Genomic DNA, 14,829 nt, shown 5'->3' with positions numbered 1-14,829 from the left:
AAGCACAAGCCGCTGCCGAAGCACAAGCCGCTGCCGAAGCACAAGCCGCTGCCGAAGCACAAGCCGCTGCCGAAGCAAAAGCCGCTGCTGAAGCACAAGCCGCTGCCGAAGCAAAAGCCGCTGCTGAAGCACAAGCCGCTGCCGAAGCAAAAGCCGCTGAAGAAGCCCAATTTGCCGAAATAGTGAAAGCTGCTGAAGAAGAACAAGCTGCCGCTGAAGCACAAGCCGCAGCTGAAGCACAAGCTGCTGCCGAAGCACAAGCTGCTGCCGAAGCACAAGCTGCTGCCGAAGCAAAAGCTGCTGCTGAGGCACAAGCTGCCGCTGAGGCACAAGCTGCTGCTGAAGCACAAGCCGCAGCTGAGGCAAGGGCAAATCGAGTTTTGAGAGTGAAAAATATCGAATCGACAATTGCACCAAATATCAAAGCTCAAGTTGAAGATCCTGCAGTAACTCAGCAGAGAATTGATAAAGCAGAAATCGATCTATCAGAAATGACCGAAGAAGAAAGAGTTATGTACCAAGCGATTCAAGAAACGCTTGAGAAAAATGCGCAAGCTCTTGAAGCTCTGGGTAAGACTCATAGATAGTAGTCATACTTCCGAAAGGTAACGGATTTATTAAGGAATATAAATGGCAACGCCCAGTGATTCATGGAAAGAAACAATAAAAAGTTATGCTGATCGTCGATTAGCTTGGGTTTTTATGCTGGGCTGCTCAAGTGGTTTTCCGTGGGTTTTGATCGGTTCAAATATGTCAGGCTGGCTGACAGATGCCGGTCTAACCCGAGCGGCAATTGGGTATTTTGGTAGCGTCTTTTCCGTGTACGCGATCAATTTCCTTTGGGCACCATTAGTCGATCGAGTACAAATCCCGTTTCTAACCCAGCGTTTAGGGCAAAGAAGAAGTTGGGTTCTTTCTTGCCAATTGGTTATTTTTGTCGCCACCTTATGTATTGCGGGTATAAATCCTGAGATAAATTTGATGCTAACATCATTAATTGCATTAATGATTGCGATTGCATCAGCTACACAAGATATTGCTATCGACGCTTTTCGCATTGATTCATTCAAAAAAAGTGAAGCCTCTAAGCTACCTCAAGCTTCAGCAATGGCAGTAATTGGATGGTGGACTGGGTACTCACTTCCTGGATTTTTAGCCTTTACCAACGCAGACCAATATGGCTGGAATGGTGTTTACTACGGCATGGCTGGAGTGGTGGTACTTCTGATGATATTCACCCTATTCACCGGTGAACCTCAAACAGAACGTGAAGCGCTGCAACAAGAAGCTGAAAAGCGTCATGGTAAAGTCGTTGGTTCTAGGTTCATAGCATGGATATCGGTAACCTTGCTCGAACCTTTTTACGACTTCTTCCGTCGCAATGGCGTACAGGTCGCTGTGACTCTTCTATTATTCGTGTTCTTATTCAAAATAGGCGAAGCCTTTCTTGGAAGAATGTCGATTACATTTTACAAAGAAATTGGTTTCAGTAACGAACAAATTGGCTATTACTCCAAGCTCATCGGCTGGGGGGCTACCATGTTGTTTACCTTTGTCGGTAGCATGTTTAATGTTCGATTTGGTATCGTCAAAGGATTACTGATTGGCGGGATAGCGATGGCTGCCAGTAATTTAATGTTTGCTTGGATCGCTCACGTTGGACCTAACGAGCATATATTCCTTGCGACAATTATTGTCGACAACTTTACCACTGCGTTTTCAACGGTCGCATTTGTTTCATTCTTGACTCTATTAACTGGGCAAGCGTTTTCGGCGACTCAATATGCATTGCTGGCATCATTAGGAAACTTTGGCAGAACGACCCTAGCCTCCTTTAGTGGTGAACTTGCCGACATGCTTAATAATTGGTCTCTTTTCTTTATCTTAACCGCAGTAATGGTGATCCCTAGCTTGATAATGCTAGTGTCTTTAAGTGGCTACTTTACACGACTACTGGATAAAGCACGGGCTGAGCGCGCAGACCAATAATTAATTTGTGATCAGTTAAGTGAATAAAGCATGAATATTGTTATCGTTGGCCCAGGGGCGATTGGATCACTCTGGGCATTTCATCTTAGCCAAGCGGGTCACTCAGTATCGGTGTGGCTACGTCAACCTGAACCTCAATTCATCGTGCAATTGGATGATCATCCAAAACTGCCTTTACCACATAACAATCGAAACGACTTAGAAAACGCCGATCTTGTCTTGGTCACAACAAAAGTTTGGCAAGTTAAAAGTGCTTTATCCCCTATAATTCCTTACTTGTCTTCCGATACCATCATTCTGTTAATGCACAATGGAATGGGTGTTGTAGACGAGTTACAAACCGAACTTGCCACCTTCCCTTTTTTAATTGCGACAACAACACACGGAGCAAAAAAAGAAGGCACCAAGATCAATCACACCGGAATAGGAAATACTCAAATCGGTGCTTTAAATGAAAAAGGGAAACAGTGCACCTTTCTCGAAGAGGTTTTACAACACACTCTTCCAGATGTAACTTGGAACTCTGAAATCAATAATGCTCTTTGGCTCAAGCTAATTATTAACTGTGTTATCAACCCCTTAACGGCATTAGAGCAATGTAAGAATGGCGCGTTAAGCGATGATCGATTTACTCTAGTTATTGATAAACTGGTCAGAGAGCTAGTTTCTGTTGCTCAAGCTGAAGGCATCTACTTTGAGGTTGAAACGATAACAGCCCAAATTTATCAAGTCATTTCCTCGACTGCTGAAAACCGCTCTTCCATGCATCAAGATATCTATTATAAAAGAAAAACAGAGATCGACTTTATTACCGGATATTTGCTTAAATGTGCTGACAGGCATCAAATTTCGATTCCAGAAAACAGACACCTCTATCAACAAATTAAGCAGATTGAACCAAGGACATTATCATGAAAAAACGAATCTTAGTTCCCATCGCGACTGGTGTTGAAGAGATGGAAGCGATCACAATCATCGATATCTTAGTGCGAGCGGGATACGAGGTCATCGTTGCGAGTGCTAATGAAGATGGCTGCTTAACAATGAAAGCATCTCGCGGAGTGACATTAACCGCCGATTATCGCTTAATTGATGTGGCTGACGATGAGTTTGATGTCGTTGTTCTTCCCGGTGGAGTTCTTGGCGCAGAGAATTTCCGTGACAGTACATTACTTGTTGAAGTCGTGAAGCAACAGAAAAATGATGGCAAGCTTGTTGCCGCAATTTGTGCCTCACCTGCTGTCGTGCTTCAGCATCATGATATCTACCCTGAAGCACTGATGACGTGTCATCCAAGTTTTCAAGATCAAATACCAGAAACGCTATGGCGACAAAGACGTGTTACCTATGACATTATCCATAATCTTTTGACAAGCCAAGGGCCGGGCACCGCATTGGAATTTGCTATGGAGATTGTAATTTTGCTTTCCGGTAAAGAGCATGCATGGTCGATTGCCGAGCCTATGGTGACAATGCCAGCGTTGAATTATCAGCAAATGAGCAGTAAAAATGTTTGATATTTCAGCCATCCGCTCGCAGTTTCCAATACTCAATAATGCAGCATCACCTCTGGTGTATCTAGACAGTGCGGCAACCTCACAAAAGCCAGAATATGTCATTAATGCTTTAACCCGCTATTACCGCGAACAAAATGCCAATGTACATCGCGGTAACCATCAACTAACGGCAACGGCAACCACTGAGTTTGAACGAGCTCGTGGAGTTGTAGCCCAATTTATCAACTCTCCCAGCTCAGAGAACATTATTTGGACTCGAGGTTCAACAGAAGCAATTAACCTTATCGCGCATTCTTATGGTGCTTTATCCCTTCAACCACACGATATTATTTTGGTAGGCGAAGCCGAACATCATGCCAATATTGTTCCGTGGCAATTAATTGCAGAACAGACCCAAGCAATAGTAAAGAAAATCCCTGTCGACTCTAATGGTGAATTAATCTGGTCAGAATATGTCGATCTACTTTCCGATAAAGTGAAGATCGTTGCTCTGGCCCATGTCACGAATGTTACTGGATGTCGCCAACCGATTGAAGATGCCATTGAATTTGCTCACTGTTTTGGGGCGGTTGTCGTTGTTGATGGCGCTCAAGGAGTTGTCCATGAAGAAGTGGATGTCGTGAAACTCAATGCCGATTTCTATCTATTTTCTGGTCATAAACTGTTTTCACCTACGGGCATTGGCGCGCTTTATGGGAAAGCAAATCTACTCGAAGCTATGTCTCCCTGGCAAGGCGGCGGAAAGATGGTTGAAAGCGTTTCATTTGAAGAGACCCACTTTGCCCAAGCCCCAAGTAAATTTGAAGCAGGTACTCCCAATATAGCCGGAGCAATAGCACTTGCAAGCGCCATTGAGTGGTATCAGCAATGGCCTATCGACCAAATCGAACAGCACATAATCAAGTTGCAGCAATACGCCTATCAAAAGTTAATTGAGCTAGAAGGCGTAAAAGTGATTGGTTATCAGAAAAGTGCAAGCTTACTCAGCTTTGTGGTTGAAGATATTCACCATCAAGACATCGCTACTTTACTGGATCAGCAAGGCGTTGCCATTCGTTCTGGCCACCATTGTGCTCATCCATTAATGAAGGCGTTAGGACTAAATGGAACGGTTCGAGTCTCGTTTGCAATTTATAATACTCAAGAGGATGTTGAGCTGTTTATCCAAGCCTTAGAAAAAACTCTGTCTCTTCTTTAGTGTTCCAAGTCATCGTCCTGACTAGGGTTCAATGACTTTTTATGTCGATGGTTATGATGATAGCGAGTTTATTTGGATAGGTTTTTTATATGGCTGACAATCGCCTTTAAACCATTTCCACGAGAAGGGCTTAAATGACTAATGAGTCCTAATTGTTCAAAATAATTATCGATATCGAACTGTTCAATCTCTTGAGCGCTTTTATGATTTAGCGCTGCGAAAACAATGGCAATTAACCCTTTCACAATTCGCGCATCAGAGTCACCACTCAATAATATAACGCCATCGACCTGTTCTACACACAACCAGACCTGACTTTCACATCCTGATACTAAGACAGTTTCCGACTTTAGATCTTCAGGCATCGGTTCCAACTGTTTACCCCAGATAATCACTTGGCGATAACGATCTTCCCAACTGTTAAATTGACTCATCGTACTGACAACCTGTGCGGCTGTAACCTCTACACCAAACTGTGAAGCTATAAATTGGGTCATTGCTCTATCTCTTACTACGACTATTTATTACAACTATGGACTACAAAGAATGTTTTTTAATCAGCTTATCAACCACTCGTGCTGCAGCGACAAAACCAAAGCTAGCCGTCACCATAGTTGCAGCGCCAAAACCTGTTGCGCAATCCATTTTTTTCGGTCCTTCTGCTGTGCCTTTAGCTGCACAAACAGAACCATCCGCTTGTGGGTATTTCAATTGTTCAGTCGAAAACACACATTCAATACCAAATTTTCGTGCTGGGTTGGTAGGAAAATTATGGTCTCGACGTAACCGATCTTTCAACTTCTTGGCGAGAGGATCTTGTATCGTTTTCGTCAAGTCGGCGACTTTAATTTGGGTAGGATCGATCTGTCCCCCGGCTCCACCAATGGTTATCACCTTAATCTTATTACTACGACAATAGGCTAACAACGCCGCCTTAGCTTGAATGCTATCAATCGCATCGATAACGTAATCGAACTCTTTACTCAGATACCGATCTTGATTTTCAGCAGAGATAAAATCATCAATAATATTAACCTTACATTCAGGGTTAATTGCGTGAATTCTCTCCGCCATAACCTCGGCTTTGCTTTGCCCTACAGTTGTGGTCAATGCATGGATTTGACGATTAATATTAGTGACACACACATCATCCATATCAATCAAGGTCAATTGGCCAATACCCGTTCTTGCCAACGCTTCGGCAGCCCATGACCCAACGCCTCCAATTCCGATAACGCATATATGAGCAGCACGTAAGATTTCAACAGGTTGTTGCCCGAAAAGTCGTCTCGTGCCGCCAAATCGCTGGTCGTAATTGTCTGATGCTGGAGTATCAAGTTGACGCATAAAAGATCCAATTTAAGTAGGTTAATACTTTGCGTGAGCGCAGATAAACAAAGAGTGCGTTTTATACGCACTCTTGAATAAAAAGTCTAGCCAACTAGTCGAGTTTTTCTGGAGGAATAACCCAAGGTAACTGCGTTGCTGAACCTTCGAGTCCAAGCTTCCATACTCGTCCAAAATGACGATAATGCCCGGCCTCAATTCCTGCTCTTGGTCCAATCCCATGATAAAGGTCAAGATGACCATCAGTCACCGCTCCACCAGTATCTAACACAATCAACAACCTGAGTTGATGAGCCCCACTCCAACTGCCATCGGCGTTTAATAGTGGAACTTCCGCTAGAATTGGTGTTCCCATTGGAAACAGACGTCTATCTCCTGCCACCGACGCCATCGGCAACAAAGGAACCCCTGCAGAGCCGGTAACTGGTGCAGCATCTTTCGGCTCAAAAAATACATATGACGTATTTTGCTCAAGCAGTTCTCGTACTGTGGCTTCATCTTGCTCTAGCACCCACTCCTTGATCGCCTTGAGAGACATTTTCTCTCTCGGTACTTGGTCGCGTTCAATTAGGATTTTGCCAATACTAACGTATGGATGGTCATTTTTACCTGCGTATGCAAAATACTCTAAGGTGTCATCTTCAAAATGTACAAATCCACTGCCTTGAACTTCCATAATAAAAGGATCAATCTGATTCGCCGCATAGCCAAGTTCAAGCCCTAATCTATTCAATGCACCTTGATTGATTTGAGCTCGATTTGGGCACTCCTCGATACATTCAGGCTTGGCGTACACAGGATAGCGAAAGATATCATCTGCTTGGTGTCGCAGCTCAATTACAGGAGAGAAATATCCGGTAAAAAGAACATTTCCTTTCGTATCCGCACCACCAAGTTGAGCAGATTGAATACCAAATTGACTTAATTGTGCAGGATCGCCACTTGCCATAACCCATTGATTAAGTTGATCATACAAAGGTTGAAACGTCTCTTCATAACGTGGTGATTGCTCAATAACAAGCTCACTTTGTTTGCTAAATTCACTATAATCGCGCGGAACATTTGATTCGATAGAGTTGCGTTGGTTTAACCCCGACTCCATTGTGCCATCTAAATATTGCTGAGCGCGCTCCGTAGGTTGAGTACAAGCAGCAAGTAATACGGTCATCGCGACGAGAGAAATGGCCTTCTTCACAGTTAATTCCAAGTTAGCGTTATAATGAATTGAGCATCTCAAACTCATCGTCAAAGCGCAATCGTTTGTCGGTCAAATCGAGGTGAGATTTGAATATTTCAAATACCTCGCTAAAGAACGGTTATATTTCATCCGGTACTATTATGGAATAGGGTTTTCTTTGTAAGAAAATGAAAAAATCACTTGTCTAAAAGTGAATAAAAAGTCATCATTTGGACATAATTAAACAGATGAGTTTCTATTGTGAAAATTCGTAGTACTGCTCTTGTTAAAGGCTTTCGCCAATCAGCCCCTTATGTCAATGCTCATCGCGGTAAAACCATGGTGATTATGTTAGGCGGTGAGGCTATTGCCGACAAAAACTTTGGGAATATCATTAGTGATATCGCACTTCTGCATAGCTTAGGTGTCAAGCTCGTGCTGGTTTATGGCGCTCGTCCGCAAATAAATGACATTCTTGCAGAGAATCAAATCGAAACGCCCTATCACAAAGGTATCCGAGTTACACACGAAAAAGCACTACCGCTGGTTATGCAAGCAGCAGGGCAACTTCAGTTAGCGATCACAGCTCGTTTATCACTCAGTTTAAACAATACCCCAATGGCGGGAACGGAACTCAATGTTGCGAGTGGAAACTATGTTATCTCTCAGCCTTTAGGCGTTGAGGATGGTCTTGATTATTGCCACAGTGGTAAAATTAGACGCATCGATATTGATGGCATCAACCGCTCTCTTGAACATGGTTCAATCGTACTGCTTGGTCCTGTCGCCAGTTCAGTCACAGGTGAGTGTTTTAACTTGTTGGCTGAAGAAGTAGCGACTCAAGTGGCTATAAGACTAAAAGCGGAAAAGCTGATTGGTTTTTGTTCTGACCAAGGACTGATTGACGAAGATGGCAACTCCATTCCCGAGGTTTTTCCGTCTGATATTGAAGGTATCCTAAAAGAACTAGCAGCCGATACAGAGAATCCTGTCAGCATGGAAAAAATACGCTTCCTGCGCTCCTCTCTTACCGCCTGTCTTGCCGGTGTGCCTCGTAGTCATTTGATTAGCTACATAGAAGATGGCGCTCTTATTCAAGAGCTGTTCTCTTTTGATGGGATCGGTACTCAAGTAGGAATGGCAAGCTCTGAACAAGTTAAACAAGCCAGCATTGATGATATCGGTGGTGTTTTTGAACTTATCCGCCCTTTAGAAGAATCAGGTATTCTGGTTAGGCGATCACGTGAACAGCTTGAACAAGAGATTCACCGTTTCACCATTATCGAAAAAGACAGCCTGCTGATTGGTTGCGCGGCATTATATCCTTATCCTGAAGAAAAAATGGCTGAAATGGCCTGTGTGGCAATTCACCCCGAATACAGAGATGGGAATCGCGGCTTAATTCTACTGAAACACATGAAGCAAATCGCGAGACGTCAGGGTATTGAAAACCTTTTCGTGTTAACCACCCACAGTGTGCACTGGTTCCGAGAGCAAGGCTTTATAGAGGTTGGCGTTGAAGCGCTGCCAATGGCAAAACAGAGCTTATATAATTATCAACGTCGCTCTAAAATTTTAACCCTAGCGTTGTAAATTTTTCGAAGTAGTATTTGCAAAGTTAAGGTACCTCTACTGGTCCCTTAACTCATTCAGCCAAAATACATTTCTCAAGCCGATCCGTTAAACCGCTTACTCGTTCAGTTTTTATCCCAACCGCTCTACGAAACACACCCATATCGGTGTAAAGGTAAAGCTCTGATTTTGCCCGCGTAATTCCGGTATAAACCAATTCACGAGTTAACACCGGCGAGAAATTTTTTGGCAGTACCATTAGTGTCGTTGCGAATTCACTTCCTTGGGATTTATGGATGGTCATAGCATACGCCAATTCATGCTGTGGAATACGGCTAGGTAAAATTCCTTTTACAGTTCCATCAGGTAGCTCAAAGTAGACTTTCAAACGAGGTTCATCACTGGTTAAATCCGGTAGACAAACGCCAATATCGCCATTATAAAGCCCGAGGTTATAATCATTTTTTAAGATCATAATCGGCCGGCCAATATACCAAATGTCATCACTTGGAGAGATTAAACGATGCTTAACTAACACTCGCTCTATCTGTTGATTAAAACGCATTACACCATACTCTCCCTCCCGCACCGCGCACAGTAATCGGCATTGATTAAAGGCTTTAAGTATTGGTTTTATCAAGAGTTCTTGCGCCGCTAATGTTGTATTTGCATTTGATAACGGAAGTTGGTGAGCAAGTTCTAAATAACATCGATATTCTTGGTGGAGTAAACTGAGCAGCGAAGAGAGCCCTTCTCCCGTCAAACCATTCATCGTGATGTCTTCAAACTCTCGATCAAAAACAGCCTCTGCAGACGCTGCATCACCTAGATTGACAGCCTTTGCCAACTGCCCAATACCTGAATACTGATCAAAACGGTAGCTCTTGCGCAACATACATAAGCTATCACACACCTGTGGCGTCATGACCAAGGCTTTTTCCGGCTCAATCGAAAACCCCGTAAGTGTCGATAACAGCGTGGATTGTTTTGCACTGTAACCAACACTTAAGAACGAACAAATATCCCCAAGAACAGCTCCAGCTTCAACCGATGCGAGTTGATCTTTGTCTCCCAGTAAAATGACTCGAGCATGGGAAGGTAACGCATCAAACAGTTTCGTCATCATTGGGAGATCAACCATCGAGGCTTCATCAACCACCAAGATATCAAGGTGGAGCTTATTGTTCGAATGATGACGAAATTGAGTGGAGTTCGGAATACTACCGAGTAAACGATGAATTGTGCTTGCTTTAACTGGTATCTGACTTTTCGTTTCACTGTCGATTGGCAACCGTCCAATCGCGTTGCCAATCGATTCTGTCAAACGAGCGGCAGCTTTGCCCGTTGGAGCTACCAAACAAATATTAGGACATTGCTGCTCTGTTTTTTCCTGTAGCACTAATGCTGCAAGGAGCTTGGCTACTGTGGTGGTTTTTCCCGTTCCTGGCCCACCAGAAATAACAGTAAAACGACGGGAGAGTGCCACCGCAGCTGCTACTTTTTGCCAATTTAAACAATTACTTTGAGGAATAGTTTTATCCAAAAATTGAAGATCATCACTGGTGTTTACCTTCATTAACTGAGCATCGACCAACTCCCAGTTAATTCCGTTTTGATTGACCACATCCAGAATGTCACATACTAAATTTTGACGTTCCTGGTACTGATTTTTACTCTGACACTGCCCCAAAGCTTGATGAAGATAACCATACTCTCGACCAAAAAGGCGATCGAGCATAAGCGATAACTTGTGAATATTATTGTCGTCTAAATCGATTGGTGAACCAAAATGATGTAAATGACTCATTAGGCTAGTTTCATAGTGCCAATAACGATGAAAATAAAGCCTTTCACCGTCAAATACTAAAGGTTTCTCTTCCCCTTCTTTGCCAATGACATCACTCTGGGTTAATACACTCAACCAATCAATCGCAACCACTTTTTCTTTTAATCCGACAAATTCGTGAAGATTTAAGCCAAAGGTAAGAAGGTGAAAATCAAATTTGTTTTTATGATCAATTAATTGAATACAACTATGCCCTAGCCCAAGTTCTCGACTCAATAGTGCCGTTAACCAAGCAATCGCTTCTGATTCTGTCGATTCGATATTTGAAAAGAACCGTGCACTTTGCCGATCAATCTGACGAATGATGCCATGATTAAGTAATGTATCTAGGTCAACTAACAGATCCATATTTTCTAACTCGCTCATAGCCCTAACTCCAGTTGGCCTTTGCTCTCATCTAAAAAGGTTCTACCTTCAAGCCAAGCATCTAACTCATTAATCAAGCCTTGCTTCGGGCGCGCAGAAAAAATACCATTTGATGACCCACCAGTCACACCTCGTAAAAAGAGATAATAGACACCACCAAAATGAGTTTCATAATCGTAATCAATAATACGACTGGCTAAAAAGCGATGCAGAGCGAGAGTATAAAGCTGATACTGCAAATCATAACGATGATCAATCATGGCATGATCAAGATGAGCTTGTTCATAATCCTCACAGTGATTTCCCAAGTGATTCGATTTCCAGTCAAGAATGTAATAACGGCCTTGATACTCAAAGACCAAATCAATGAAACCTTTCAACATACCTTGTACCGGTACAAAACCAAGTTCATCAGCACGTTGCGAAAGAGAGTCATATCGAGAGATAACGCGATTCAACTGAGGGGAATCCAACAATTCGATCGGTAATAGAAATTCCATCTCAACTAAGCGCTGTGAAGGTGCCAACCCTCCCAGTTTTAGCCGTTTACCATCAAGCGGTGTTGACATCACCTCATCGATCATCACCGCAAGAACATCAAACCATTCGGGGTCAAGTTGCTCCTGAAGCATCAACTCTTCGATAACAGATCGATTGTGATCTGAATTAGCCGGTAACGTAAATTCGATCTCTTCAAACAAAGCATGAAGAAAAGTGCCCGGGCGCGCGCCTTTAGGAAAGCTAAAGATCGTTTTTTCGTCAGACACGAGAGTCAACTCATCACTTTCAGCAGCCGAATCTACATCCAATCCGGGTAACTCAAACTCAGCAGAAATCGATGAACCATGAGAATGCTGTTTTACCAAGTTGGAATAACTTGTCATTCTCCAGTTACGTGAGATGGCTCGATTCAGTCGAGAATAATCCAACACTTCAGGAGTTGAATTGGTTGCAACATAGCGTTGAGAGGTTAACTCAGGAGGTGCAACGAGCGCGACATGATCCACTGTATTTACAAACTCATTTAGAGCGTGGTGCAGCACATCTGCTTTTCCTGCTTGACCATCTTGTAATAAATATCCGAGCGCACAACGATGAACAGAACTTTCCCCATCTTGCTTTCTCGCATGAGGTTTCAGTGTGGCTTCGACGCCAATGTAACATGCATATACCGCTCGAGTAACAGCCACATAAAGTAACCTCAAATCCTCTGCTAGCCGCTCTTTTTCTGCCTGCTCTCTGCTTTCTGAAGTCGCATTTAAATCTAATATGGTTTCATTGTGATCGCTGTCGTGATATTTCGCTTCGCTCGCTTCTCGGTAGTTCATCGCAAATGGCAAAAATACAATGTCGTACTCTAGACCTTTTGATTTATGAATCGTGACAATTTGGACTAATTTATCTTCCGATTCCAAACGTAAAATTTGTTCGTCGCCGCGACCTAATCCACTGTGAGAATCTTCTATCGACTGGGAAAACCATCGTATCAATGCCACATCACTTTCAAATTCTACGCTGGCATTTTGCAGCAATTCTCCCAAATGGAGGTAATCTGTTAATAAGCGCTCTCCCTCATCTTGGGCCAACCATTGTTGCGCCAATTGACGCTGATTAAGTATCGCCCTCAACATCGGTAATACGCCACGTTGTTCCCATAATTCTCGATATTGACGAAATTCGAGATTGACGCTTTCCCACAACGATTCGTCGTAGTTGAGTTCGTCGATATAGGTCAAGGGTAAGTCGAGGGATGCTGACGCAAGTGCCGAACGAACTAAACGTTCATCGTCAGGAAGATGAACCGCTTGCAGCAAACGCAGCACGTCCACTGCAATCGGGACGCTAAAGACACTCTCTTGATTTGAAAGATATACACTAGCAATTCCTTGTTTTGTGAGAGCGTGCTTAACCATTTGACCTTCGTACCCAGTTCTCACCAGCACCGCGATATTATTAGGGGTGATCGCTTTTTCGTCACTGGAACGTTTTAGCTGAACCTGACCTTGGTCGCTTGCAGTGAGTAGAGATTGAATCTGAGCTGCGGTTGCCTCAGCCATTCTAAGGTTGTAATCAGAACGAGAAACTAACAGATCTTGCTGCGAGCACCAAAACGTTACCGCAGGTTGAATATCGCCCTCAACTAGCCATTCTCGCTCACTGGGTTTAGTCGCACTCTCTACCGAATAAAAAGGAATGTCTTGCTGATAAATAAATGGTGCACTGCAACGAGCGAAGAGCTGATTGATACCGTTAATCACCTCTGCACTTGAACGCCAATTTTTACCCAATGTATAGTGATTCACTACCTGATTACGGGCTTGAATGTAAGTAAAGATATCGGCGCCACGAAAGGCATAAATCGCTTGTTTAGGGTCGCCGATCATAAACAAACCACAACTCGGGTCAGGCAAATATATACGACTAAATATGCTGTATTGCAGAGGATCAGTATCTTGAAATTCATCAATTAATGCGACGGGAAATAACTCGCGAATTCGACTGGTTAACTGTTCTTGTTGATCAACATCGAGTGCATTCGATAGTTGCAACAATAAGTCATCAAACGAAAGCCATTGCTTCTGTTGTTTCGCTTGTTCGAGTAAGTCGCGACAAGTAGAAATTGCATGAGCAAGTAATGAAGGCTCAAGAGAAATAGGCTCTGCTAAAAAGGTCTCGATCGCGGTAAACAAAGCGTGAGATGGGGTTTCTTCTCCTGAGCGTGTTTTTTCGATCAGCATCGATTCACTAAAACGCTGCAATGCATCAGGAAACACATAATCTTCTGTAGCGCTATTGGCCCAATCGGAGACCCGATTACACCAGTTAGGATAATTTTTCTTCGTGTAGCTACGAAGGTCGATAACTTTATTATCAAGTGCTTGTTGAAGCTGTTCCAACGCAACACAACTCTCTTCTCGCCATTGTTGTTTAAGAGCTTCAATACGGTTCAAGTTTTGTTGATGCGCCGACTCCAAGTCAGTATCCAACGCTGGAACGGAAAGCCGGATTGCTTTACCACCTAAATAACCACTAATCTTGCTATACAGTTCATTAGGTGTTGGCCAATAGCTGCGAATGAGCTTTGCTACTGACATAGGCAAAGGGTAAAACTGACTTCGCCAATAATCAGCCACGACTTGAGATTTTATTCGTGTTTCATCGGTAATAAATTCGTTTTCAAATCGAGCACCGGATTCAAACGCATTCTGCACCAACATTCTCTGACAAAAGCCATGAATGGTGAAGATCGCTGCGGCATCCATTTCGCGCTCAGCGTTCAACAACAACATGGCAGCCATTTGATGATCATCGACTTGATCGAGTAACTCTTGTATCACGGCATCATGACTAGAGCCTCTGAGGAAGGCAAGACGTGAAGCATGAATTCTTTGACGAATACGCCCTTTAAGCTCAGCGGTTGCGGCTTCAGTAAATGTCACCACTAGAATTTGTTCGACACTTAATGGCCTACCGTGGCCATATTGGTCTCCACCGTGTCCAAGTAGCAAGCGAATATATAGGCTCGCGATTGTATAGGTTTTTCCTGTCCCTGCAGAGGCCTCAATCAGCCTTGCGCCAAAAAGTGGAAACGTCATTGGCTGCAACAGTGTTACGTCATGTTCGAAGCTCTGATTACCCATTTATACAACCTACGATTTAAATTTTGATTATAAGTGTGACTCAAACCAACTATTGACGAAAAGAGTGAGACCTTACTCACGGTAGAAGCACGTAAAACTCACTACTATCTTGGCTCGCAATTGGTAAGCATCTTTAACTTATCTATCCAAACGGATATTGCAAACAAACAACGGTC

At 43.3% G+C, this 14,829-nt stretch carries 11 protein-coding genes; 6 read left to right on the top strand and 5 right to left on the bottom strand.

The features are described from left to right. The 5 genes from ACWU4D_RS06975 to ACWU4D_RS06955 all read left to right on the top strand — a co-directional run. Nucleotides 1-587: hypothetical protein (locus ACWU4D_RS06975; RefSeq protein ID WP_456050683.1), on the top strand; the 587-nt coding region annotated here is incomplete at its 5' end. Nucleotides 588-630: 43 nt separating this feature from the next. After that, a complete protein-coding gene (locus ACWU4D_RS06970; protein ID WP_456050682.1) occupies nucleotides 631-1,989 on the top strand; it encodes an AmpG family muropeptide MFS transporter in 1,359 nt (452 codons plus the stop codon). Nucleotides 1,990-2,019: 30 nt separating this feature from the next. Continuing rightward, a complete protein-coding gene (gene panE, locus ACWU4D_RS06965; RefSeq protein ID WP_456050681.1) occupies nucleotides 2,020-2,904 on the top strand; it encodes a 2-dehydropantoate 2-reductase in 885 nt (294 codons plus the stop codon). Next, nucleotides 2,901-3,506 carry a DJ-1 family glyoxalase III gene (locus ACWU4D_RS06960; RefSeq protein ID WP_456050680.1) on the top strand — a complete coding sequence of 202 codons (606 nt, stop codon included), beginning with the start codon at nucleotides 2,901-2,903 and terminating at the stop codon, nucleotides 3,504-3,506. Before panE ends, ACWU4D_RS06960 begins: the two co-directional genes overlap by 4 nt. Further along, entirely contained in the window at nucleotides 3,499-4,704 is a 1,206-nt protein-coding gene (locus tag ACWU4D_RS06955) for an aminotransferase class V-fold PLP-dependent enzyme (protein WP_456050679.1), read from the top strand. The genes ACWU4D_RS06960 and ACWU4D_RS06955 overlap by 8 nt, the downstream gene beginning before the upstream one ends. Nucleotides 4,705-4,772: 68 nt before the next feature. Here ACWU4D_RS06955 and csdE read toward each other — a convergent pair whose 3' ends face one another. The 3 genes from csdE to mltA form a co-directional block, all read right to left on the bottom strand. Beyond that, nucleotides 4,773-5,201 (bottom strand): cysteine desulfurase sulfur acceptor subunit CsdE, encoded by a 429-nt coding sequence (csdE, locus tag ACWU4D_RS06950; RefSeq protein ID WP_456050678.1) that lies wholly within the window; start codon nucleotides 5,199-5,201, stop codon nucleotides 4,773-4,775. 40 nt (nucleotides 5,202-5,241) lie between these two features. Continuing rightward, nucleotides 5,242-6,051 (bottom strand): tRNA cyclic N6-threonylcarbamoyladenosine(37) synthase TcdA, encoded by an 810-nt coding sequence (gene tcdA, locus ACWU4D_RS06945; protein ID WP_456050677.1) that lies wholly within the window; start codon nucleotides 6,049-6,051, stop codon nucleotides 5,242-5,244. A 94-nt stretch (nucleotides 6,052-6,145) separates the two neighbouring features. Next, entirely contained in the window at nucleotides 6,146-7,294 is a 1,149-nt protein-coding gene (gene mltA / locus ACWU4D_RS06940; protein WP_456050676.1) for a murein transglycosylase A, read from the bottom strand. A 195-nt stretch (nucleotides 7,295-7,489) separates the two neighbouring features. On the opposite strand from mltA, the gene argA reads away from it, so the two are divergent. Continuing rightward, the gene (gene argA, locus ACWU4D_RS06935; protein WP_456050675.1) at nucleotides 7,490-8,821 is read left to right on the top strand and encodes an amino-acid N-acetyltransferase; all 1,332 of its coding nucleotides are present in this window, start codon (nucleotides 7,490-7,492) and stop codon (nucleotides 8,819-8,821) included. 52 nt (nucleotides 8,822-8,873) lie between these two features. Here the strand turns inward: argA and recD are convergent, their stop codons facing one another. Beyond that, the gene (gene recD / locus ACWU4D_RS06930) at nucleotides 8,874-11,012 is read right to left on the bottom strand and encodes an exodeoxyribonuclease V subunit alpha (protein WP_456050674.1); all 2,139 of its coding nucleotides are present in this window, start codon (nucleotides 11,010-11,012) and stop codon (nucleotides 8,874-8,876) included. After that, nucleotides 11,009-14,653, bottom strand: coding sequence for an exodeoxyribonuclease V subunit beta (gene recB / locus ACWU4D_RS06925; RefSeq protein ID WP_456050673.1), 3,645 nt, complete (start codon nucleotides 14,651-14,653; stop codon nucleotides 11,009-11,011). The genes recD and recB overlap by 4 nt, the downstream gene beginning before the upstream one ends. Between the last annotated feature and the right edge of the window lie 176 nt (nucleotides 14,654-14,829).

Source organism: Vibrio phycocola (assembly GCF_053850235.1).
This window is presented reverse-complemented; position numbering and strand designations above follow the sequence as displayed.